17 protein-coding genes and 2 pseudogenes are annotated in these 22,343 nt (G+C 73.2%); 7 read left to right on the top strand and 12 right to left on the bottom strand.

The features are described from left to right. Positions 1–104 precede the first annotated feature (104 nt). Positions 105–482, top strand: a complete 378-nt coding sequence (locus tag ACQEVC_RS03765; protein ID WP_432873368.1) for a hypothetical protein — start codon at positions 105–107, stop codon at positions 480–482. Between the two features lie 124 nt (positions 483–606). On the opposite strand, the gene ACQEVC_RS03770 is transcribed toward ACQEVC_RS03765, so the two are convergent. Beyond that, positions 607–1,464: a TIGR00730 family Rossman fold protein gene (locus ACQEVC_RS03770; RefSeq protein ID WP_432873370.1), complete on the bottom strand. Its 858-nt coding sequence runs from the start codon at positions 1,462–1,464 to the stop codon at positions 607–609. A 171-nt stretch (positions 1,465–1,635) separates the two neighbouring features. On the opposite strand from ACQEVC_RS03770, the gene ACQEVC_RS03775 reads away from it, so the two are divergent. Further along, on the top strand, positions 1,636–1,797 hold the full coding sequence (locus ACQEVC_RS03775; RefSeq protein WP_318397533.1) for a hypothetical protein: 162 nt from the start codon (positions 1,636–1,638) through the stop codon (positions 1,795–1,797). A 120-nt stretch (positions 1,798–1,917) separates the two neighbouring features. On the opposite strand, the gene dapE is transcribed toward ACQEVC_RS03775, so the two are convergent. After that, positions 1,918–2,991, bottom strand: a complete 1,074-nt coding sequence (gene dapE / locus ACQEVC_RS03780; RefSeq protein WP_432873373.1) for a succinyl-diaminopimelate desuccinylase — start codon at positions 2,989–2,991, stop codon at positions 1,918–1,920. Positions 2,992–3,107: 116 nt separating this feature from the next. Between dapE and dapD the strand changes: the two genes are divergently transcribed. Together dapD and ACQEVC_RS03790 are read left to right on the top strand one after the other, a co-directional pair. Continuing rightward, positions 3,108–4,061: a 2,3,4,5-tetrahydropyridine-2,6-dicarboxylate N-succinyltransferase gene (dapD, locus tag ACQEVC_RS03785; protein WP_432873374.1), complete on the top strand. Its 954-nt coding sequence runs from the start codon at positions 3,108–3,110 to the stop codon at positions 4,059–4,061. Positions 4,062–4,077: 16 nt separating this feature from the next. Further along, a complete protein-coding gene (locus tag ACQEVC_RS03790; RefSeq protein WP_432873376.1) occupies positions 4,078–4,665 on the top strand; it encodes a sugar O-acetyltransferase in 588 nt (195 codons plus the stop codon). A gap of 54 nt (positions 4,666–4,719) precedes the next feature. Here ACQEVC_RS03790 and ACQEVC_RS03795 read toward each other — a convergent pair whose 3' ends face one another. The 7 genes from ACQEVC_RS03795 to fdxA form a co-directional block, all read right to left on the bottom strand. Further along, a complete protein-coding gene (locus tag ACQEVC_RS03795) occupies positions 4,720–7,887 on the bottom strand; it encodes a putative bifunctional diguanylate cyclase/phosphodiesterase (protein ID WP_432873379.1) in 3,168 nt (1,055 codons plus the stop codon). 191 nt (positions 7,888–8,078) lie between these two features. Further along, the gene (locus ACQEVC_RS03800) at positions 8,079–8,726 is read right to left on the bottom strand and encodes a nucleoside/nucleotide kinase family protein (protein ID WP_432873382.1); all 648 of its coding nucleotides are present in this window, start codon (positions 8,724–8,726) and stop codon (positions 8,079–8,081) included. 7 nt (positions 8,727–8,733) lie between these two features. Then, positions 8,734–10,236 (bottom strand): class I tRNA ligase family protein, encoded by a 1,503-nt coding sequence (locus tag ACQEVC_RS03805; protein WP_432873384.1) that lies wholly within the window; start codon positions 10,234–10,236, stop codon positions 8,734–8,736. Positions 10,237–10,435: 199 nt separating this feature from the next. After that, positions 10,436–11,095 (bottom strand): SIMPL domain-containing protein, encoded by a 660-nt coding sequence (locus tag ACQEVC_RS03810; protein WP_432873386.1) that lies wholly within the window; start codon positions 11,093–11,095, stop codon positions 10,436–10,438. Between the two features lie 180 nt (positions 11,096–11,275). Beyond that, positions 11,276–14,800, bottom strand: a complete 3,525-nt coding sequence (locus ACQEVC_RS03815; protein WP_432873389.1) for a ThuA domain-containing protein — start codon at positions 14,798–14,800, stop codon at positions 11,276–11,278. A 262-nt stretch (positions 14,801–15,062) separates the two neighbouring features. Continuing rightward, positions 15,063–16,139 carry a succinyldiaminopimelate transaminase gene (dapC, locus tag ACQEVC_RS03820; protein ID WP_432891006.1) on the bottom strand — a complete coding sequence of 359 codons (1,077 nt, stop codon included), beginning with the start codon at positions 16,137–16,139 and terminating at the stop codon, positions 15,063–15,065. Positions 16,140–16,201: 62 nt separating this feature from the next. Further along, a complete protein-coding gene (gene fdxA / locus ACQEVC_RS03825; protein WP_432873391.1) occupies positions 16,202–16,525 on the bottom strand; it encodes a ferredoxin in 324 nt (107 codons plus the stop codon). A gap of 79 nt (positions 16,526–16,604) precedes the next feature. On the opposite strand from fdxA, the gene ACQEVC_RS03830 reads away from it, so the two are divergent. Then, positions 16,605–17,753, top strand: coding sequence for a GNAT family N-acetyltransferase (locus tag ACQEVC_RS03830; RefSeq protein WP_432873393.1), 1,149 nt, complete (start codon positions 16,605–16,607; stop codon positions 17,751–17,753). Between the two features lie 4 nt (positions 17,754–17,757). On the opposite strand, the gene ACQEVC_RS03835 is transcribed toward ACQEVC_RS03830, so the two are convergent. The 3 genes from ACQEVC_RS03835 to mshB form a co-directional block, all read right to left on the bottom strand. Then, positions 17,758–18,222 (bottom strand): hypothetical protein, encoded by a 465-nt coding sequence (locus tag ACQEVC_RS03835; protein WP_432873396.1) that lies wholly within the window; start codon positions 18,220–18,222, stop codon positions 17,758–17,760. A 137-nt stretch (positions 18,223–18,359) separates the two neighbouring features. Further along, complete coding sequence (locus ACQEVC_RS03840; protein WP_432891009.1) at positions 18,360–18,743, bottom strand: hypothetical protein; 384 nt, start codon at positions 18,741–18,743, stop codon at positions 18,360–18,362. A gap of 92 nt (positions 18,744–18,835) precedes the next feature. Continuing rightward, positions 18,836–19,852, bottom strand: coding sequence for an N-acetyl-1-D-myo-inositol-2-amino-2-deoxy-alpha-D-glucopyranoside deacetylase (mshB, locus tag ACQEVC_RS03845; RefSeq protein ID WP_432891012.1), 1,017 nt, complete (start codon positions 19,850–19,852; stop codon positions 18,836–18,838). Positions 19,853–20,019: 167 nt separating this feature from the next. Here mshB and ACQEVC_RS03850 point away from each other — a divergent pair. After that, positions 20,020–20,241, top strand: a pseudogene (locus tag ACQEVC_RS03850) (peptidase S9); the annotation flags it as partial. A 123-nt stretch (positions 20,242–20,364) separates the two neighbouring features. After that, positions 20,365–22,284, top strand: a pseudogene (locus tag ACQEVC_RS03855) (prolyl oligopeptidase family serine peptidase); the annotation flags it as partial. Positions 22,285–22,343: the final 59 nt, after the last annotated feature.

The raw sequence follows: 22,343 nt of genomic DNA on the forward strand, positions 1-22,343 counted from the left end.
AAGCCAGCCGGCCGACGAAGACCGCCGATGCTCCGGCCTCGGCGGCGACACGTCGGCGAGCGCTGGTCACCGGTCAGCACTTCGATCCCTGGGGAGGATTTCTCGTGGAAACCATGGAAGCAGCACCGACGCGGTCCCGTACGGCGGGACGTCGATCGAGCGCCTGGCGCCGGGCGGCCCGGGTGGCCGTGGTCGGTGTGCTGGCCGGTGCGGCCGTCGGGCTCGCCGCCTCACCCGGCCTCGCCGCCACCGGCCGGGTGGTCGTCGCCAGCCCCGCCGGCCCGAGCGCCATCCTGGTCAACCCGGCCGCCGGCTGCCACAGCGTCAATGCCACGTTCCCGCCCGGCACCACGGTAAGCAACCAGACCGACGCCACGATCGTGGTCTACACCGGAGGGTTCTGCACCGGCTTCCCGTCGCTAGCCCTCCCACCCGGCGACTCCACGGTCTTCTCCCCCGGCAGCATCCGCGTGCTGTCGTAGCCGGGGAGACCGGCCGGCCCGCCCCCAGTGGGACCGAGGGCGGGCCCAGTGGGACCGGCCGGCCCGCCCCCAGTGGAACCGGGGGGCGGGCCGCCGCGCCGGACGTGTCCGGGAGGTCGGTCGTTCAGCGCGAGTTGCGTCCTCCGGCGGCCGACTGCTGGGCGGCCTCGGCCTGGGCGATCGCGGTCTCCTGGAGCGCCTCCTGCTCGGCCGCGAGGGCCGCGTCCGCCTCCACGATGTGCCGGACGGCCGCGTTCACGTCGTCGGTGACGATGATCAGTTCGAGGTCGGCCAGGCCGATCTTGCCGTCGGCGGCGAGGGTGTCCCGGAGCCAGTCGAGCAGGCCGCTCCAGTACGCTGTGCCCATCAGGACCACCGGGAACCGGGTCACCTTGCCGGTCTGCACCAGGGTCAGCGCCTCGAACAGCTCGTCCAGGGTGCCGAACCCGCCGGGCAGCACCACGAACGCCTGGGCGTACTTGACGAACATGGTCTTGCGGGCGAAGAAGTACCGGAAGTCGATCGCCATGTCGACCCAGTCGTTGATGCCCTGCTCGAACGGCAGCTCGATGCCGAGCCCGACCGACAGCCCGCCCGCCTCGGTGGCGCCCCGGTTGGCGGCCTCCATCACACCCGGCCCGCCGCCGGTGATCACCGCATAGCCGGCGGCGGCCAGCGCCGCACCCAGTTCCTCGGCAAGTACGCACTCCGGGCTGTCCGGCTTGCTGCGGGCCGAGCCGAAGACGCTGACCGCCGGGGGCAGGTCGGCCAGGGTGTCGAAGCCCTCCACGAACTCGGAGAGGATGCGCAGCGCCCGCCAGGCGTCCTTGGTCTTCCAGTCGCCCCGGCTACGCGAGTCGAGCAGCCGCTGGTCGGCCGTACTCAACGGGATGGCCTCGCGACGCAGGGTGACCGCACCCCGATGCCGTTCCGGTCCCCGACCCCGACCCCGGCCGCCGTTTCGCCCCTCGTTGTGGTTCATGGGGTCCACGGTAATCCGGTGGACCGCGACCGGGGTGGCGTGATCCGGTACGTCACGGGACAAACATCCAGCGCCGACGCAACCGAACGGGGCTGGCGGGCGTCTTACCAATCACAAGGGGGAACGCGCGGCGCCCACACCACGGCCGCGCACCTTCGGGGGGCAACGGTGATGACCAGCGGGGAGATCATCCGACTTCGACGGCAGATGCAGCGCCGGATCCGGGCGGTGGTTGCGGAGCGCCGGATGGCGCGCAACGCCGCGCCGATCGGCGCCATCGACGATCCGGGGCCGGACCAGGAATCGCGTACGCAGCAACACGTCGACGGGTAGTCCGCCGACCGAATATCACGGGGAAACCGGTGCCGGCCGGCGGCAAAGGGGCCACCGCCGGCCGGCACCGGATCGAACCTCGACGCGACGCCGGAACTCCGTGCGGCGCGACAGCGGAAGTCAGTGCGAGGCGAGCCAGCGGTGCAGGGTCGCCGCGCCGTCCCGGATCTTGCCGATCTCGACGTGCTCGTCGGGGGCGTGCGCCAGGTTGGGGTCGCCCGGCCCGAAGTTGAGCGCCGGGATGCCCAGCGCGGCGAACCGCGACACGTCCGTCCAGCCGAGCTTGCCGATCGGGTCCGCGCCGACCGCCGTCAGGAACTCCCGGGCCGGTGCCGCGGTCAGCCCGGGCAGCGCACCGGGCGCCGAGTCCGTGACCCGGACCTGGTAGCCGTCGAAGACCTCGCGTATGTGCGCCTCCGCCTGCTCCGCCGTACGGTCCGGGGCGAACCGGTAGTTCACCTCCATCTCGCAGAGGTCCGGCACCACGTTGCCGGCCACCCCGCCGCTGATCCGGACCGCGTTCATCCCCTCCCGGTACACGCAGCCGTCGATGGTGACCATCCGGGCCTGGTACGCCGCCAGCCGGTTGATCGCCCCGCCGATCCCGTGGATCGCGTTCACCCCGTTCCAGGAGCGGGCCGAGTGCGCCCGCCGGCCGGTGGCGCTGACGATCGCCCGCATGGTGCCCTGGCAGCCCGCCTCGACCACCCCGTGCGTCGGCTCCAGCAGCACCGCGAAGTCGGCGGTCAGCCACTCCGGATGCGCCTGCGCGACCAGGGTCAGCCCGTTGTAGCGGGACTCGATCTCCTCGGCCTCGTAGAAGAAGTAGGTGACGTCGTACCGGGGCTCGGGCACGCTCACCGCCAGGTGCAGCGCGTACGCCACCCCGGACTTCATGTCCGAGGTGCCGCAGCCGTAGATCAGGTCGCCCTGCACGCTGGACGGGAAGTTGTTGTTCAACGGCACGGTGTCCAGGTGCCCGGCCAGCACCACCCGCTGGGCCCGGCCCAGGTCCGTACGGGCCATGATCGTGTTGCTGTGTCGCGCCACGGTCAGGTGCGGGACGTCCCTGAGCACCTCCTCGACGCAGTCCGCGATCTCCTTCTCGTTGCGCGAGACGGACTCGATGTCGACCAGGGCGCGGGTCAACGCGACCGGATCGGCCAACACCTCGGGGGTGAGCGGGTTCTCCATGGTGGGAGACGGTACCGTCAAGGTCGTATCGGCGGGATGCGTCCAAGGCTCGGAAATGACGTTCCACACTCACGGCTGAGCCGAGGTCGCAGACGGATGACGGAGAGGTAGACCCGGTGACGACCGCACAGCCCGCCTGGGGGATCGGAGTGGCCACGCTCGCCGGAGACCAGGTGCTCGACACGTGGTATCCGACCGGCAAGCTCGGCCTCGGTTCGGCGCCGCTGGTCGCGGGCGAGGACGGCGACGTACTCGACCTGCCGCCGGGCGCGATCGGCGAACGGGCGCTGCCGGGGCTGCGTACCGCCGTGGTGGTCACCGAGATCGGCTCGCTGGCCGACCCGATCAAGGACGCTTCCGACGCGTACCTCCGGCTGCACCTCCTCTCCCACCGCCTGGTCCGACCCAACGAGCTGAACCTCGACGGCATCTTCGGGGTGCTGGCCAACGTCGCCTGGACCTCGGCCGGGCCGTGCCCGCCGGAGCGGGTCGACGAGCTGCGGGTGATCGAGCGGGCCGCCGGCCGGCACCTGGCGGTCTACGGGGTCGACAAGTTCCCCCGGATGACCGACTACGTGGTCCCGTCCGGGGTCCGGATCGCCGACGCCGACCGGGTACGCCTCGGCGCGCACCTGGCCAGCGGCACCACCGTGATGCACGAGGGCTTCTGCAACTTCAACGCCGGCACGCTGGGCACCTCGATGGTGGAGGGCCGGATCGTCGCCGGGGTGGTGGTCGGGGACGGCTCCGACGTCGGTGCCGGCGCCTCGATCATGGGTACCCTCTCCGGCGGCGGCAAGGAGAAGGTCCGGATCGGCGAGCGGAGCCTGCTCGGCGCCAACGCCGGGATCGGGATCTCGCTCGGCGACGACTGCGTGGTCGAGGCGGGCTGCTACATCACGGCCGGCTCGAAGGTGACCCTGCCGGACGGCCGGGTGGTCAAGGCCCGCGAGCTGTCCGGGGTCGACGGGCTGCTGTTCTGGCGCAACTCGGTGACCGGCGCCCTGGAGGCGAAGCCGCGTACCGGCCGGGGCATCGAGCTGAACGCCGCCCTGCACGCCAACGACTGAACGGGCCGGTCCGGCAATGGGTTCCGAGACGGATCCGCGCTCGCAGCGGGAGCGGATGCTCGCCGGTGACCTCTACCGGGCCGACGACGCCGAACTGGTCGCACTGGCCCGCCGCGCTGCCCTGCTCGTGCAGCGCTACAACTCGACCGCCGCCGACCAGCCGGAGCGGCACGAGGCGCTGCTGCGCGAGCTGCTCGGCGCGGTCGGCGAGCAGGTGGTGGTCCGGCCGCCGTTCCACTGCGACTACGGCAGCCAGATCCGGATCGGCGACCGGTCGTACCTGAACTTCAACGCCGTACTGCTGGACGTCGCCGCGATCGAGATCGGTGCCGACGTGCAGGTCGGGCCGAACGTGCAACTGCTGACCCCGCACCACCCGCTCGATCCGGAGCAGCGCCGGACCGGCTGGGAGGCGGCCCGGCCGATCACCATCGGCGACAACGTCTGGCTCGGCGGCGGGGTGATCGTGCTCGGCGGGGTCACCATCGGACCGGACACCGTGGTCGGCGCCGGCAGCGTGGTCACCCGGGACCTGCCGGCCGGCGTACTGGCCGTGGGCAACCCGGCCCAGGTCCGGCGCCCGCTCACCCCGTCGGGCGACTGAGCCGGTACCGCCGGCTCCGCCGGACAGCCCGGTCGGGGCGCGGTCCGGCCGGCGTCACTCGGCGGAGGGGCGGGGCTTCGGCACCGTGCCGGTGCCGGTGCCGGTGCCGGTGCCGGGTGCGGGTGCGTCGCCGAGCCAGCGCAGCACGTCGCGGTCCTTCAGGGGCCGGGCGAAGAGGTAGCCCTGCCCGGAGGCGCAGCCCATGTCCAGCAGGATGGTCCGGACCGCCTCCGTCTCCACCCCCTCGGCGATGATGTCCAGGCCGAGGGTGCCGGCCAGCCGGATGATCCCCTCCACCAGCAGCCGCTGCCGCCGCGACGACGCCACGGTCTCGGTGAACGACCGGTCGATCTTGAGTACGTCGGCCGGCATCTGCTGGAGGTAGCTCAACGACGAGAAGCCGGTGCCGAAGTCGTCGATGGCGACCCGCAGGCCGAGGGAGCGCAGCTCGGACAGTTCGGCCCAGACCGGCTCCTGGTCCCGCAGCAGCAGGCTCTCGGTGATCTCCAGCATCACCCGGTCCGGCGGTACGTCGGCGGCGGCCAGCGCCCCGCGTACCGTGTTGACGAAGCCCGGGGTACGCAGTTGCCGGGCCGAGACGTTGATGCTCACGTACGGCGCAGCCGTCGCGCCCCGCTCGGCACGCCACCGGGCCACCGCACCGGCCGCCTGGCGCAGCACGTAGTCGCCGATCGGCTCGATCAGACCGGTCTCCTCGGCCAGCCCGATGAACAGCTCCGGCGGCACCGGCCCCCGGGCCGGATGGTGCCACCGGGCCAGCGCCTCGAAGCCGACCGCCGCCCCGGTCCGCATGTCGACGATCGGCTGGTAGTCGACCGAGAAGCTGAGCTTCTGCACCGCCTCGGTCAGCGCGGCCCGCAGCTCCAGCCGCTCCACGATCGCGGTGTGCAGCTCCGACTGGTAGCGGCACCAGCGCCCCTTGCCGGCCCCCTTGGCGACATAGAGCGCCAGGTCGGCGCGTTGCAGCAGCTCCCCCGCGTCGCTCGCGTCGGCGGTGGTGGCCACCCCGACGCTGACCGACCCGTTGACCACGGTGTCGCCGACCTCCAGCGGTTCGGCGAGCGCCCGGACCAGGTGGTCGGCGACCTGCTCGACCTGCTCCGGGTCGTCCGCGTCCGGGATGAGTACGGCGAACTCGTCGCCGCCGAGCCGGGCCACCAGGTCGTTCGGCCCGACGATCTCCCGCAGCCGCTGCCCGGCCGCGATCAGCAGCGCGTCCCCGATCGCGTGCCCGTGGGTGTCGTTGACCGCGGTGAACTCGTCCAGGTCGATGGAGAGGGTGCCGACGGTACGGTCACCGTCCCGGGCCTTCTCCACCGCCTCGTACACCTGGTCCTGGTAGGAGGCCCGGTTGGCCAGCCCGGTCAGCGCGTCGTGCACCGACCGGTGGGTCAGCTCCTGCTCCAGCCGGACCCGCTCGGTGATGTCCCGCAGCGTCAGCACGAAGCCGCGTACGGTCCGGTCCCGGCGCAGGTCCCGACAGGTCACCTCAAGCTGCACCCGCTGGCCGTCGGGCCGCCGTACGCTCCAGCCGACCCCTCGGCGGTCCGATTCGGCGAGCGCCGTGTCCAGCAGGGCGGGGACCGAGAGCTGGTCCTCGGGGGAGAGCACGGTGCCCAGGTCGGTGCAGTCGGCCGGCTCGACCCCGAGCACGGTCCGCAGCGACGGGCTGGCGTACCGGACCCGGTGGTCGTCGTCGACGATCAGGATCACGTCGGCCGCGTTCTGCACCAGGCTGCGGAAGTACGCCTCGCTGTCCCGGCGGTTGATCTCCTGGGCCAGGCTGATCCGCTCCAGCGCCATCGCCGCCTGCGCGGCCAACACTTCCAGCGAGTCCCGCAGCGCCGGCAGCAGCCGGCTGTCGGTGGCCACCAACAGCGCACCGACCCGGGGTGCGCCGCTGGCCCCGCCGTCGACCCGACCGTCACCGACCAGCGGGCAGAGCGCGACGGTCTCGAAGCCGCGGAGCTGCTCGGCCAGCGCCGGTTGCAGGGTCCGGACCCGGAGCAGCCGGCTGCGCCGGGCGGCGGCGGCGGTCGGGGCCGGATAGAAGGGTGCCGGCGTTGCCATCCCCGGGCCCCAGATGCTCACCGTGGCCGCCGGCACCCCGTCGGCGTGGTTGATCGTGAAGACCATCCGGTGCGAGGACTGCCGGGGCACCAGCCGGGCCACCGCGGTCCGTACCGCCCGGCGCACCTCGGCGGCGTCGGTCGCGGCCACCAGTTCGGCGCCGGACTGCCGCAGGCTCCGCTCCCGGGCCACCGCCTGCCGGTGCCCGTCCACCGCGTCGCCGAGCCGGCTCAGCACCAGGGCGAAGACCACCCCGCCGACCACGGCGATCACCGCGCCGTCCCGGACGTCGCCGTTCACCACCTGGAAGAGCAGTACCGCCGGGGCGAGCGTCGCGGCGATGCCCAACAGGACCAGTCGGGTCTTGTCGATCTCGCTGTCCGGCGGTGCGGCCGGCTCGGTCAGCCTCGCCATCGACGGATGCAGCGCGGCGGCGCCCCAGGCGACGTAGAAGGCGAGCCAGCCCAGCTCGTTCGGGCCGCCCGGCTGCCACTCGCCGTGCAGCAGCGCGGCGCCGTAGCCGATGTCCGAGACCAGCATCCCGGCCGCGCCCACGACCAGCAGCAGCCCGGCGACGCTGCCGCGCGAGGTGACCGCCACCCGTACGGCGGTGGCCAGCAGCAGCACGTCGAGCAGCGCGTACGCGGCCAGCACCGACTGCTCGAACGTGCTCGGCCCCGGACCGACCAGGTAGGGCCGGATCACCAGTACCCAGAGCAGGAAGGCACCGGCGGTGGTGAAGATCAGGAAGTCGAGCAGTCCGGACCGGTCCCGGGCCCCGGTGGTGGAACGGGTCAGCCCGAGCAGCCCGGCGCCGATCAGCGGCACCATCACCAGATAGAAGAGGTCGGAGACGAGCCCGGAGTCGGCCGGGGAGTCCCCGAGCGGCAGGTTCGCGGCGAGCAGGTAGACGGTGTCGCCGGCCGCGAAGACCCCGAGTGCCGCGACAAAGAGCCACCAGGCGTACCCGCGCTCCGGCCGGTAGCGGCGGAGTCCGATGGCGACGGCCGCCATGCTGGTCAGCCCGAACGCGGCGGTCACCACCGGACGCGGCACCGGCAGGGCGAAGAAGCCGACCACCAGTACGGCGTTCACCCCGGCGTACCCGGCCAACAGCTTCCGAACTGACACGGCTCTCCTGCCGATCGTCGCTCCCCTGCCGATCGTCGCCGGCGGCTGCACACCACTGGTCCAAACAGTGTCGCCGATCGGTCTACCAGTCCTCGATGCGCTTCGCCATCACCCCGCCGGGTAGTGGTACCGGCCGATGGGCAGTGAGCAATCCGGGACCTATGTCGACAGCTCGGAATGGACCCGCGGCATCAGGCGGGATTGGACGGTGCCATCCGGACGACGAGGTCGGCGCGGTCGACCGTGCCGGCGACGAGTTCGGCGTTGCGCTGGTCGGTACCCCGGGCCCGGGCCGCCGCCTCCAGCGGTTCCCGGCCGAACGCGATGTGCCGCTCGGTCAGCCGGTGCAGCCGCTCGGTCTCGTCGAGGTCGAGGAACCACACCTCGTCGAGGAGTCCGCGTACCTCGCCCCAGGGCTGGTCGGGCACCAGCAGGTAGTTCCCCTCCACCACCACCAGCGGCACCGACGGCGGGACCGGGATCGCCCCGGCGACCGGTTCCTCCAGTTCCCGGCGGAACTCGGGCGCGTACACCGTCTCGGTACCGGCCCGCAGCCGGCGCAGCAGCGAGACGAACCCGGCTCCGTCGAAGGTGTCGGGCGCGCCCTTGCGGGCGTGCCGGCCGAGCCGGTGCAGTTCGGCCTCGGCCAGGTGGAAGCCGTCCATCGGCACCAGCTCGGCGATGCCGTCCAGCGCCGTCACCAGCAGTCCGGCCAGGGTCGATTTGCCCGCCGCGGGCGCACCGGTGATGCCGAGCAGCCGGCGCGGCCCGGTCGACGCCAGTACGCGGGCCCGGGCGACCAACTGGTCCAGGGTGTGGCGGAACGGTTCGGTGCGCACCGGGGAACTATCCCACCCCGCCGGCCCGCACCCGAACCCCTGCCGCGAGCCGGGGAAAGAGCGGCGCGGCCCGGGTGACCGGGCGTCCGCCCGGATAGCCGCCCCAGGTCAGGTCGTCGGGGACCCGCGGGGCGTACCCGTCGAGCCCGATCTGCCGCCAGATCCGCGCGGCGGTCTCCGGTACCGCCGGGGCGGCCAGTACGGCGACGATCCGCAGCGCCTCCAGCGCGTCCCCGAGTATCGTGGCCGCCTCGGGCGAGTCGGCCGGCAACCGCCACGGCTGCGCCGAGACCAGGTACGAATTGGTCGCCGCCACCAGCCGCCAGGCGGCGGCCAGCGCGTCGGACGGCTGCCCGGCCGCCCAACCCGCCGCGCTGGCTTCGGCGGCACGGGCGGCGGCCGGGGCGAGCCCGGAGCGCCGGCTCGGCGCCGGACCGGTCCCGGCACATCGGGACACCACCAGCGCGGAGACCCGGGAGAGCAGGTTTCCGAGCGTGTTGGCCAGGTCGGCGTTGTAGCGCGCCTCGACCGAGGCGGACGAGAACTCCCCGTCCGGGCCGACCGGGTTGTCCCGGAGCAGGTGGTAGCGGAGCCCCTCCGGGCCGAACCGGTCGAGCAGGTCGTCCAGGGCGACGGCCCGCTCCCCGGATTTCGCAATCTTGCTGCCGCGTTGCAGCAGGAAGCCGTGCACGGTGATCCGCTCCGGCAGCGGCAGGTCGACGGCGAGCAGGATCGCCGGCCAGTAGATCGCGTGGAATCGCAGGATGTCCTTGCCGATGACGTGCCGGGCCGGCCACCAGCGGGAGAACTCCGGCGCCGGCCACCCGGCGGCGGTGAGATAGCTGCCGAGGGCGTCGAACCAGACGTACGTCACCTGGGTCGGGTCCCAGGGCAACGGGATGCCCCAGTCCAGGTTGGCCCGGCTGATCGAGAAGTCGGTCAGTCCCCGGCGCAGCCAGCCGAGCGCCTCGTTGCGGCGGCTGGCCGGCCGGACCGCGTCCGGGCAGCGGTCGAACCACTCGGCCAGCGGCCGGGCGAACTCGGAGAGCCGGAAGAACCAGTTCTCCTCGCCGACCAGCTCGGTCGGCCGGTTGTGCACCGAGCAGACCGGCTCCGTCGTGTACGCCTCACAGCCGACGCAGTACCGCCCGTCGTACCGGCCGGGGCGGAGGTACCCGGCGTCGTGCACCCGGGTCAGCAGTTCCGTCACCGTCTCCCGGTGCCGGGCCGAGGTGGTCCGGACGAACTCGTCGTACCCGATGCCGAGCCGGTCCCAGGTGGCCCGGAACCGGCCGGCGGTGCGGTCGGCGAGCGTGGCCGGCGCGATTCCGGCCTCCGACGCCGCCCGGCGCACCTTGGCGCCGTGCTCGTCGGTGCCGGTGACCAGCCGGACCGGCCGGCCGCAGAGCCGCTCCCAGCGCGCCAGCGCGTCGGCCAGCACCGTCGTGTACGCGTGCCCGACGTGCGGCAGGTCGTTGACGTAGTAGATCGGTGTCGTCAGGTAGGTCATGGCGCTCCTCCAGAGGTGCTCGGGAGGGGCCCGGCCACATGCGAAACGGGCCCCTCGAGGAATCGAGAGGCCCGTCGACGCGGGCGGTTGGCGCGCGCGACCTAGCTCCGGCCCCTCCGGGGCCGGCGCATGACTCGGGTACGGGTCGCGGCGGTCATGGCGGCAGGCTAGTACGGCACGCCGCCGTCGCGCACCGGCATTATTCCGGTGCGAGTCGGGGCGGGGTGATGGCGAACCGGGCCTCGACGGTGGCGTGCACGGTCTGCACCTGCGGGTCGAGTTCGAGTTCCGGCGGCGCTCCGCCGGCCGCCCGGTAGCCCATGGTGTGCGCGGCCCGGGTCATCATCAGCGGCTGCGCGGTCAGGCCGGCGTCGGAGAGGTGCAGCAGGGCGGTCACCTCGGCGCCGAGCGCGTCGGCGTACTCCCGGGCCCGGGCGATCGCCTCCGCGACGGCGGCCCGCCGCGCCTCCCGGTGCACCGGGCTGCCCGGCCGCAGCTCCCACCACGGGCCGGCGACGCTCGTCTGGTCCTGGTCGGCGAGCCGGAGCATCAGCTCGCCGAGCACCCCGAAGTCGGTCACCGTGACGACGGTGGTGGCGCTGCCGGCGTAGCCGGTCACCTTCTCGCCCGAGCGCTTCAGCTCGGGGCGGACCCACAGGTCGCCGGTCTCGCGGCGCTCGATGGCGTCGCCGTAGCCGTCGACCAGGGCCCGGACCGCCTCCGACCGCTCGGCCAGCCGGGACAGTGCCGCCGGGCGGTTCTTGTCCCGGGCGGCGACCGTCACCGAGAACCGGGCGATCTCCGGAGGAACCTCCCGGACCACCTCGCCGCGCACCAGCACGTTGGGTTGCTCCGTCATCCGCCCACCCTAATGCGCCGTCCACCGACGTTCGCGACTCACGGCCGGTCGTCCGGCCGCCGGTATCTGCCCGGTGAGCGTGATACCAGGGAGTCAGCACGATGACTCTCTGGTATCACCGGCACAACGAAGTTGCCCACGCCGCCCGCCGACAATCACCTCGGCGTTCGGCTCGGGAACTCAACTCGGATACGCCTCCAGCTCCCAGAGCGAGTAGCCGTAGCCGGTGCCCCGGGCGGTGCCGTTGATCCGCAGGTAGCGGCCGGTGGCGCCGAGCCCGGTGTGCTCGTCGGTGCCGCCGTCGCCGCCGGTCACCGACTTCACCGTGGTCCAGGCGTTGCCGTCCGCCGAGGTCTGGATCTGGTACGCGCTGCCGTACGCCGCCTCCCAGACCAGCTTCACCCGGCCGATCGACCGGGCCGAGCCGAGGTCGACCCTGATCCACTGCGGATCGGTGAAGGCGGACGACCACCGGGTGGCCGGGTTGCCGTCCACCGCCGCCGAGGCGGGCACGTCCGCACCCTCCACGCTCGACGCGGTCGCCGGCCGGTTCAGCGCCAGGTTGCCGGTCGGCTCGGGGTCCGGCCCCGGCCCGCCGCCCTCGCCGAGCAGGGTGAACTCGTCGATGTCGTAGAGCCCGCCGCCGGTGCCCCGGAACACCAGGTACAGCTCGTGTGTGCCGGCCGGTGCGGTGATGCCGCCGGTGACATCGCGGAACTCGCCGTAGCCGCCGGTGGCGGGGACCGTCGCCGAGCCGATCAGCTGGCCGGTCGGCGAGCCGATCCGGAACTCCAGGGTGTGCCCGCCCACGTTGGCGCCGACCCGGGCCGAGAACGACCGCACCCCGGTCAGGTTGTACGGGGTGAACGCGATCCAGTCCCCGTTGTCGATGTAGCCGACCGCCCGGCCGCCGTGCGCCTGGCCCGGGGCGCTGGTCTGCACGCCGTTGCTCGACGAGTAGTGCTCGGCCTGGCGTACCCGGGGTTGCAGGATGCTCTGCGCGTGCGTGGTCAGCGGCGCCTGCCCGCCCCCACCGTTGTCGGTGTATTCCGCGTCCAGGACGCCGAAGATGTTCGCCGAGACGTCGTGCTCGCCGTCGGCCAGCGTCCGCAACGTGCCGGTGCAGCCCTGTGCGCTGGTCAGCAGGTGTGCGTGCGCGTCGTGCCCGAGCAGGTAGCTGACCTTGACCCGGGAGCAGTCGATGGTGCCGTCCTGCGGGTCGGTGACCACCACCCGGAACGGCACCGCGTCGCCGAAGGTGAAGGTCTGGCCGTTGCCCGGCAACTCCAGCCGGACCGTCGGGGCGGTGTTGCCGACCGTGATCACCACGCTGCCGGTGGCGGTCTTGCCGGTCGAGTCCCGGACGGTCAGCGTCGCGCTCCGGGTGCCGTTGGCGGTGTAGGTGAAGGTCGGGTTCGGTGCCGTGGAGTCGGTGCTGCCGTTGCCGTCGAAGTCCCAGGCGTAGCTGATCGGGTCGCCGTCCGGGTCGAGGGTGCCGGCCGAGGAGAAGCTGACGGTCAGCGGCGCCACCCCGGAGGTCGGAATCGCCGCCACCACCGGCTTCGGGGCGCGACCGCTGCGGGCGTACTCGACCCGGTAGACCGCCGAGTTCTCGTCGCCGTTGAAGAAGCCGGTGCCGTAGTCGAGCACGTAGAGCGCGCCGTCCGGGCCGAACTCCAGGTCCATCACCTGGGTACCGGACCACGGGAACGGATTGATCTTGAACGGCCTGCCCGCCTCGTCCAGCACGATGTTCCTGATCCAGCGCCGGCCGAACTCACCGGCGAAGAACGTGCCGTGGTAGTACTCCGGGAACGCCACCTCGGAGGTCGAGTTCGGGTCGTACCGGTAGACCGGCCCGGCCATCGGCGACAGCCCACCGCCGGGGAACTCGGGCGGCTGCGACCCGGTGTACGGCAGCCAGGCCGGCACCGCCGCCGGCAGGTTGCGGATGCCGGTGTTGTTCGGTGAGTCGTTGGTCGGCCCGCCCGCACAGTTGTACTTCGGCCCCGACGGCCCGGACGGGAAGGTGAACTCGTTGTACGCGTCGTTGTTGCCGGTGCAGTACGGCCAGCCATAGAAGCCGGGCGAGGTGATCCGGGCGAACTCCACCTGCCCGGCCGGTCCCCGGTTCGGGTCGGCGGTGCCCGAGTCCGGGCCGTAGTCGCCGAGGTAGACCGCGCCGGTGATCTTGTCCACACTCATCCGGAACGGGTTGCGGAAGCCCATCGCGTAGATCTCCGGCCGGGTGTTCGGGGTGCCGGGCGCGAACATGTTCCCGGCCGGCACGGTGTAGCCGCCGCCCGCGCCCGGCCTGATCCGCAGCACCTTGCCGCGCAGGTCGTTGCTGTTCGCCGAGGTCCGCTGGGCGTCGAACGCCGGGTTGCGACCGGGCCGCTCGTCGATGGGGCTGAACCCGGCCGAGTCGAACGGGTTGGTGTCGTCGCCGGTGGAGAGATAGAGGTTACCGGCGGCGTCGAAGTCGATGTCCCCGCCGACGTGGCAGCACATCCCCCGACTGGTCGGCACGTCCAGCACCAGTGTCTCGCTCGCCATGTCCAGGGTGTTGTCGGCCCGTACGGTGAATCGGGAGAGCCGGTTGACGCCGTTCCAGGGGGCGAAGTCGGCCGGCGTACCGGTGGCCGGGGCGCCGCCGCCCGGGGTGTTCAACGGCGGCGCGTAGAAGAGGTACACCCAGCGGTTGGCGGCGAAGTCGGGGTCGGCCTTGATGCCCTGCAAGCCCTCCTCGTCCGAGGTGTAGACGGCGAGCCGGCCGGCGACCTTGGTGTTGCCGACCGCGTCGGTGTGCCGGATCGTGCCGTCCCGGGCGGTGTGCAGCACGCCCCGGTCCGGCAGCACGGTCAGGCTCATCGGCTCGCCGACCTCGGCCACCCCCTTGGCGAGGGTGACCTGCTGGAAGCTGCTCTCCACGGTGCCGCCGCAGACCCCGGGCTCGACCCCGGCCGCGCTGCGCAGCCCGCCGAGCAGGTGGGTCCGGAACAGCGGTTCGGCGAAGGATTCGTCGGTGTGCCCGCCGCCGGTGTACCAGGACCGCCCGCCGTCGTAGTTGTGGCACCAGGCGATCGGGTGGTCGTGCCCGTTGCCCCCGCCGGTGTACGTCGTCTCGTCCAGGGTGGCCAGCACGTGCACCTTGCCGCGCGGGTTGGTCCGGAAGTTGTACCACTCGTCGGTGCGGTTCCAGCGCGGCGGCAGCGTCCGGGTGGACGGGTGCACCCGGTCGGCGACCTTGAGGGTGGCCGGCTGCGGCGCCGGATGCGAGGCGAAGTACGCCCCGACCAGCCCGCCGTACCACGGCCAGTCGTACTCGGTGTCGGAGGCGGCGTGCACTCCGACGTACCCCCCGCCGGCCTGGATGTAGCGCTGGAAGGCGCCCTGTTGTGCGGTGTCGAGTACGTCCCCGGTGGTGGAGAGCCAGACCACCGCGTCGAACCGGGCCAGGTTGGCGTCGGTGAACGCCCCGGCGTCCTCGGTCGCCTCGACGGCGAAGTTGTTGGCCGCGCCGAGTTGCTGGACGGCCGCGATGCCGGGGCCGATCGAGCCGTGCCGGAAGCCGGCGGTCTTGGAGAAGACCAGCACGGTGAAGGCGGGCGCGGCACTCGCCACCGGCGGTGTCACCGCCACCCCGACGAGTACGAGAAGCAGGCTCAGCGCAGCGCCGAGCCATGATCGTTGAAATGTCCGCACGGACCGGTCCTCCCTGTCAGCGACCGGGCGGTCCGCCGTGCACGCCCTTGGTCCACGCCGTCGGTGACCACTTCGGGCCGGCGGCGCGAAAGATGTGCATACATCGTTGCGAGCGTGTTGCCACGACGTCAAGCGGGAACTGTGAAGTTTCCGAGAGCGCTCTCCGCGAGCGCCGACGCCACGGCCAGTCCGGCGAGCAGCCGCGTCGGGCACGGGATCCGGGTCAGCCCGCCTCCTGCCGGCGGCACCTGCCGGCTGTCGATCAGGAGAGCAGCCGGTCCGCGGCGGCGGCCACCCGCTCGTCCGTCGCGGTGAGCGCGACCCGGACGTGCCGGTCGCCGGTCGGGCCGTAGAACTCGCCGGGCGCGACCAGGATGCCCCGCCGGGCGAGCCAGTCCACCGTGGCCCAGCAGTCCTCGCCCCGGCTGGCCCACAGATAGAGCCCGGCCGTGGAGTACGTGATCTCGAAACCGGCCTTGACCAGCGCGTCTCGCAGTACCTCGCGGCGGGCGGAGTATCGGATCCGCTGCTCGACCACGTGTGCCTCGTCGCCGAGCGCCGCGACCATCGCCGCCTGCACCGGAGCCGGCACGATCATCCCGGCGTGTTTCCGCACCGCCAGCAGGGTGCCGACGATGCTCCGGTCCCCGGCGACGAAGCCGGCCCGGTAGCCCGCCAGGTTGGAACGCTTGGAGAGCGAGTGCACGGCCAGCAGGTTGGTGTGGTCGCCGCCGGAGACCGCCGGGTCGAGAATCGAGGTCGGCGTCTCCTCCCAGCCCAGCGAGAGGTAGCACTCGTCACTGGCGACCACGACGCCGCGTTCGCGGGCCCAGTCCACCACCTTGCGGAGATGTTCCGGCGGCAGGACCCGGCCGGTCGGGTTGGACGGCGAATTGACCCAGAGCAGGCGTACCCGGGGGTCGGGGCCGAGCGCGGTCAGGGCGTCGGCCCGGACCACCTCGGCGCCGGCCAGCCGCGCCCCGACCTCGTACGTCGGGTAGCAGACCCGCGGGATCACCACGACGTCGCCGGGACCGAGCCCGAGCAGGGTGGGCAGCCAGCCGACCAGTTCCTTCGAGCCGATGGTCGGCAGCACGCCGACCGTCTCCGGGTCGGCCCCGCAGGACCGGGCCACCCATTCGGTGAGCGCGGCACGCAGCGCCGGCGAGCCGGCGGTCAGCGGATAGCCGGGCGCGTCCGAGGCCGCCGCCAGCGCGGCCCGGATCGCACCGGGCACCGGGTCGACCGGGGTACCCACGGAGAGGTCGACGATCCCGTCCGGGTGCCGCCCGGCCAGCGCCTTCGCCGGCTCGAGCAGGTCCCAGGGGAAGTCGGGCAGATTGCCGGTACGGCCGGAGGCCGCCCCGTCGGGCGTACGGCCGGGAACCGGTGTCGTGCCGCTCAGTGCTCACCTCGCGGCGGCTGCGCCGCGACGAAGGGAGTGTCCTTGTCGATCTTGCCGCTCTTGGAAGCCCCACCCGGCGAACCGAGGTCCTCGAAGAACTCGTAGTTGGCGGTGGTGTAGTCCTTCCACTGCTCCGGCACGTCGTCTTCGTAGAAGATCGCTTCCACCGGGCAGACCGGCTCGCACGCCCCGCAGTCCACGCACTCGTCCGGGTGGATGTAGAGCATCCGGTTGCCTTCGTAGATGCAGTCGACCGGGCACTCCTCGATGCACGCTTTGTCGAGCACATCCACGCACGGCTCGGCGATGATGTAGGTCACCGATCTTCTCCTCCGCAAGCCACGCCGCGATCGACCGCGACGGTAAGAGCCTAGTATGTCGCCGGGGAGGGGGTCGATCGTGCTCGGACGCCGCGATGTGGGACACCGGATCGTCGTTCGCCGGATTGTCGGAAATCAGAGCGGACGTACCCTGTTCAGCGACGCGCTCGGCGAGCTGGTCGACCTGACCGAGACCCATCTCACGCTGGCCACCGCGAACGGGCCGCTCCGGGTGCCGCTGCGCGAGGTGCACCGGGCCAAGCGGGTGCCGCCGGCCCGGCGCCCGAACGCGGCGGCGGTGGTCGAACTCGAACTCGCCTCGGACGAGGCCTGGCCGGCCCCGGTACGCGAACGGCTCGGCGACTGGCTGCTCCGTACCGCCGACGGCTGGTCCGGGCGGGCGAACACCGCGCTGCCGGTGGGTGACCCCGACCGGCCGCTCGACGAGGCAATCGACGCGGTGCAGCGCTGGTACGCCGCACGCGGCCGGCCGGCGATGGTCAACGTGCCGCTCCCGCTGGCCGCGCCGGTCGGGGCGGCGCTGGACGAGCGCGGCTGGTCGGCCCGGCCGCTGGTACTCGTGCAGACCGCGCCGCTGGCGGCGATCCTGGACGCCGTCCCCGCCCGGCCGGACCTGCCGGCGCCGGAGCTGGCCCGGACACCCTCGCCGGAGTGGTTCGCCCTGGCTGCCCGGCGCAAGGCGAAACAGGGTCGGCAGTACGCCCGACTCGACGCGGCCGGCACCGGCGCCGGCCGCTCCCCGGACCCCGGGGCGCCGGCCGAGCTGCCGGCCGCCGCCCGGCACATCCTCACCGCCGTGCGGCAGGTCCGCTTCGCCCACCTGTACGCCGCGCCGCCCGCCGGCCACGGAACGCCGCCCGCAGGCCACGCCGCGCCGCCCGCAGGCCACGCCGCGCCGCCCGCAGGCCACGGAACGCCGCCCGCCGGCCACGCGGGCGACGGACCGGAGTTGATCGCGGTGGCCCGGGGCACGGTCACCGGCCAGCACCGCTGGCTCGGGTTGAGCCTGATCGAGGTGGTCCCGTCGGTCCGGCGGCAGGGGCTGGCCCAGCACCTGATCCGGGCGCTGGCGGAGTGGGCGGCCGGGCTCGGCGCGACCCGGACGTTCCTCCAGGTCGAGGAGCGCAACGAGGCCGCCGTCTCGCTCTACCGCCGGCTCGGCTTCAGCACGCACCACACCTACCAGACCCGGGTCGCGCCGCACTGACCGGTCAGCGGCGTACGACCCGGCGGGGCTTGGACTGCTTGGCCTCGGCGAACCGCTTGAGCGACTGGGACCGGTAGTCCCGGCCGAACGCGGTGAGCAGCAGGTAGCCGACGAGTACGCCGCCGAGGGTGAAGCCGGCGTAGAGCCAGATCTGCGAGAAGAACGCCCCGGCCCCCGAGGCGAACGGCTGGCTGCCGCTGATGAACGGCCCGACGAAGATGGTCAACACCATCGCGACCAGTACGGCGAGCGCCATCTCCCCGCCCCAGTCGGGCAGCGGACGGCGCTGCCCCCGGAGGAAGGCGAGGGTCGCCAGGACCAGCCCGATCGCGGCGAACATACCCAGCGAGATCCGGTCCTGCGTCTCGGTGTTGTCACCGAACCCGAACCGGGCCACCAGGCGGGCCACGACGTTGATCCCGAACAGCACGCCCGCGAGTACTCCGACCGGCAGCCAACGCTCCTTCATCCGCACGTCCTCTTGACCTCGGGCCCCCACCCGTCCGGGGGCTTCCTGCCACAGATTTCTACCACCCGTGGCTGAGTGGATCCATGGTGCGAGCGGTCTCGGATCGCAGCGGGGAGGAGCCGTTGCCGGACCGGGGGTCAGAGCCGGAGCTGCGGGGATCCGGGGGCGCGCGGATTCATGATCGTGCGGAAGCCCATCACCGCGAAGGTCACCGAGCCGGCGAAGATCATCGCCAGCCCGACCCAGTTGTTGGCGGCGATCAGCACGTCACCCTCGGAGGTGCCGCCGGCGGCGACCACCATCAGGGCGAACCAGACGACGGCGGGTAGCGCGAGCGCCCAGCGCCGCCCCACCACCCGGGGCGCGAACCAGCCCAGCGCCACGTTCGCCAGGACGGTGACCAGCACCGACACCCCGATCAGCACACCGCCCACCCGGAGCATCGACAGGATCAGCTCCAGCACGGCGGTGACCGCCGCGGCCACCACCGCGACCACGCCACCGACCACCCGCAGCACCATGTCGACCGCCCGGTGCGCCGCCGACGGCTCGGCGGGCGGCGGGGCGACGGGCTCCAGCTCCGGCGGGGTGGACACGGACGGGCTCGGCAGGCTCACCGCGCGCCCGCCTGCGCCGGCGTACCGGTCGGGGGCGTCGGGACCACGGCGGTCGAAGCGGGCCGGACATCGCCGGCCGGGACCGGCGCGGTCGCCTCCGCCACCGCCAGCCCGGCGAAGAGGTCGCCCTCCCAGCCGTACGGGCCGAAGCCCGGGCCCCGGGAGCCGACGGCCAGGGTGTAGTACTCCACCCCCATGAACTCGCCGCCGAAGTTGCTGGCGATCGAGTAGAGCCACGAGTTGTCCGGAATCTGCGTGGCGTGCGCCCGCATCGCCGCCTCCTTCGCGGCGTGCTGGTCGGTGCCGTCGATCCGGGCCGCGATCTGCTCGTCCGGGGTACCGAACGGGAGGTCGTCGACCTGCTCGGTGCCGGCGAACGGGTTGTCGGCGGCGTCGGCGAAGGCGAGCAGACCGGCCTCCAGCACGCTCCTCGGCATCGCCGTCCAGTAGATCTTGTCTGGTCCGAAGCCCTCGGCGGTGGCGAGTTCGGCCGCCCGCATCGCCACCCGGTGCGCCTGGATGTGGTCGGGGTGCCCGTAGAAGCCGTTCGGGTCGTAAGTGATCATCACCTGCGGGCGCACCTCGCGGATGATCTCGACCAGGTGGCCGGCCGCCTCGTCGAGATCGGCCCGCCAGAAGGCCCGTGGGTGGTCGTTGGTGGGCAGCCCCATCATGCCCGAGTCGCGGTACCGCCCGGCGCCGCCGAGGAACCGGTGGTCCCGTACGCCGAGCGCGGCACACGCGGCGGCCAGCTCGGTGATCCGGTACCCGCCGAGCTGGTCGGCCTCGGTGGCGGCCAACCCGGCCAGCGCCGGTACGTGGATCTCGCCCTCCTCGCCGAGGGTGCAGGTGACCAGGGTGACCCCGGCGCCGGCCGCCGCGTAGTACGCCATCGTGGCGCCGGTGCCGATCGCCTCGTCGTCGGGATGCGCGTGCACCAGCAGCAACCGCCGGGCCGGCCGGGCCGGATCGGCGGCGCCGAACGGCTCGGGCGAGTCGGCCGGAGCGGCCACCTCGTTCGGGTTCGTCACCCGGGCAACTCTACGCGGCCGGGCCGGTTCACCCTACTCAGGGAGTTAGTCGCCGCCTCCGCAGAGTGAGCACCCCGCTACCGGTACCCGACCGGGCGGCGATGGCCGGCTCCGCCACATCGCCGACCGCCCGGCTCTACGATCACGATGTGGACTACCCGGAGTTGGCCGCCCGTACCCGCCGGTTCAGCCGCGGTGCGCCGCGCGCCGTGACGGTGGCGAGCGACGGCTCGCGGGTGGTCTTCCTCCGCTCCGGCGGCCCCACCGACCCGGTCGACGCGCTCTGGATGCTGGACGTCGCCGACGGCACCGAACGGCTGGTCGCCGACCCCGCCGACCTGCTCGCCGACCCGGCGGCCGACACGGACCCGACCGGGGTCGGGCCGGTCGCCGACCCCACCCACCTGGCGGCGGCCGCCGCCGGTGCCCATCCGGACGGTGCCGGCGCTGCCGGGCCGGCCGTCGGCACCGACCTGGCCGGCGCGCCGAACTCGACCGAGCGGGCACTGCGCGAACGGCTCCGGCTGAGCGCCTCCGGCATCGCCTCGTACGCCACCGACCCGGCCGCCCGGGTCGCGGTCTTCACCCTCGACGGCCGGCTGTTCCGGGCCGATCTGGTGCACGGCGACGTGGTCGAGGTCGCCGTCTCCGGCCCGGTGGTCGACCCCCGACCCGATCCGACCGGCCAGCGGCTGGCCTACGTCACCGACGCCGCGGGGGACGGTGGCCGGGTCGGGCAGTTGCGGGTGGTCGACTCCGACGGCACCGACACCCTGCTGGCCGGCGAGGACGCCGGAGTCACCTGGGGGCTGGCCGAGTTCGTCGCGGCCGAGGAGTTCGACCGGTTCCGGGGGTACTGGTGGGCGCCGGACGGGCGGTCCATCCTCGCCGCCCGGGTCGACGAGTCCCGGCTGCCGCGCTGGCACCTGCACGACCCCGGTGCCCCGGCCAGCCCGCCACGCTCGGTGGCGTACCCGCGCTCCGGCGGGCCGAACGCCGAGGTGAGCCTGCACCTGCTCGACCTGGACGGCGGCTGGGTCGACGTGCACTGGGACCGGGAGACCTATCCCTACCTGGTCTCCGTGGAGTGGGCCGAGACCGGGCCGCTGATCACCGTACTGCGCCGGTTGCAGCAGCACGGCCTGGTGCTGGCGGTGGACCCGCGTACCGGCGAGACGCAGGTGCACGCCGAACTCGCCGACCCGCGCTGGGTCGACCCGGTCGCCGGCACCCCCCGGCACCTCCCCGACGGCCGGGTACTCGTCGGCGGCGAACTCGCGCACGACGGGTACGACGCCCGCTGCCTCTTCGCCGACGGCACCCTGCTCACCCCGCCGTCCCTCTACGTCCGCCGGGTGGTCGGCTGGCTGCCGAACCGCAACGGCAGCCCCGACCTGCTGGTCGAGGGGAGCGACGGCGAGCCGAGCCAGCAGCACCTGTTCCGGGTGCGTACCGCGATCGGGGCCGGCGGGATCGACGCCCGGCGGTTGACCGGCGACCCGGGCTGGCACAGCGGGACGGTCGGCGGCGACGTACTCGTGGTGCAGTCCCGCTCGCTCGACGCGGCCGGCAGCACCTGGACGGTGTGGCAGGGCGACCGTGAGGTGGGCGCGCTGCGCTCGCTCGCCGCGACCCCGCCGTACGCGCCCCGGCCCGCGCTGGAACGGGTCACCGACCGCCGGCTGCCGGCCGCGGTGGTCTATCCCGGCAACCACGTCGCCGGCCGCCGGCTGCCGGTGCTGCTCGACGTCTACGGCGGCCCCGGCCACCAGGAGGTGGTGGCCGCCCGGTCGGCGTGGCTGGAGCGGCAGTGGTGGGCCGACGCCGGTTACGCCGTGGTCACCATCGACAACCGGGGTACCCCCGGGGTGGCGCCGTCGTTCGAGAAGGTGGTGCACCGGCGGCTGGCCGACGTGATCCTGGCCGACCAGGCGGACGCGCTGACCGCGCTGGCCGGCAAGCACCCCGACCTGGACCTGGGCCGGGTGGCGATCCGGGGCTGGTCGTTCGGGGGCTGGCTGGCCGCGCTGGCGGTACTGCGCCGGCCCGACCTGTTCCGATGCGCCATCGCCGGCGCACCGGTCACCGACTGGACCCTGTACGACACCGCCTACACCGAGCGCTATCTCGGGACACCGGCCGACAGCCCCGAGGTGTACGCCCACCACTCGCTGCTGGAACTCGCCGCCGAGCCGGTACGCACCCCCGACGAGGTCCGGCCGATCCTGCTGGTGCACGGGCTGGCCGACGACAACGTGGTGGCCGCGCACACCCTGCGGCTCTCCGCCGCGCTGCTGGCCGCGGGCCGCCCGCACTCGGTGATCCCGTTGACCGGCGCCACCCACATGGCCGCCGGTGGCACCTCCGAGCGACTGCTCGCCCTCGAACTCCACTTCCTCCGGCAGCACCTGTAGCTGCCGAGAACGGTGTTCCGGTAGCTGCCGAGGGCGGTGTTCCGGCGGGCTGAGGTGCG

The organism is Plantactinospora sp. CA-294935 (genome assembly GCF_050936445.1).
Lineage (GTDB): Bacteria > Actinomycetota > Actinomycetes > Mycobacteriales > Micromonosporaceae > Plantactinospora.

What these genes read in the sequence shown, in the direction of transcription:
- ACQEVC_RS03805 (WP_432873384.1), bottom strand. Translation starts at nt 10,236, where the DNA reads ATGACCTACCTGACGACACCGATCTACTACGTCAACGACCTGCCGCAC.
- ACQEVC_RS03770 (WP_432873370.1), bottom strand. Translation starts at nt 1,464, where the DNA reads ATGAACCACAACGAGGGGCGAAACGGCGGCCGGGGTCGGGGTCGGGGA.
- ACQEVC_RS03790 (WP_432873376.1), top strand. Translation starts at nt 4,078, where the DNA reads ATGGGTTCCGAGACGGATCCGCGCTCGCAGCGGGAGCGGATGCTCGCC.
- dapE (WP_432873373.1), bottom strand. Translation starts at nt 2,991, where the DNA reads ATGGAGAACCCGCTCACCCCCGAGGTGTTGGCCGATCCGGTCGCGTTG.
- ACQEVC_RS03835 (WP_432873396.1), bottom strand. Translation starts at nt 18,222, where the DNA reads ATGAAGGAGCGTTGGCTGCCGGTCGGAGTACTCGCGGGCGTGCTGTTC.
- ACQEVC_RS03775 (WP_318397533.1), top strand. Translation starts at nt 1,636, where the DNA reads ATGACCAGCGGGGAGATCATCCGACTTCGACGGCAGATGCAGCGCCGG.
- ACQEVC_RS03840 (WP_432891009.1), bottom strand. Translation starts at nt 18,743, where the DNA reads ATGGTGCTGCGGGTGGTCGGTGGCGTGGTCGCGGTGGTGGCCGCGGCG.
- ACQEVC_RS03810 (WP_432873386.1), bottom strand. Translation starts at nt 11,095, where the DNA reads ATGACGGAGCAACCCAACGTGCTGGTGCGCGGCGAGGTGGTCCGGGAG.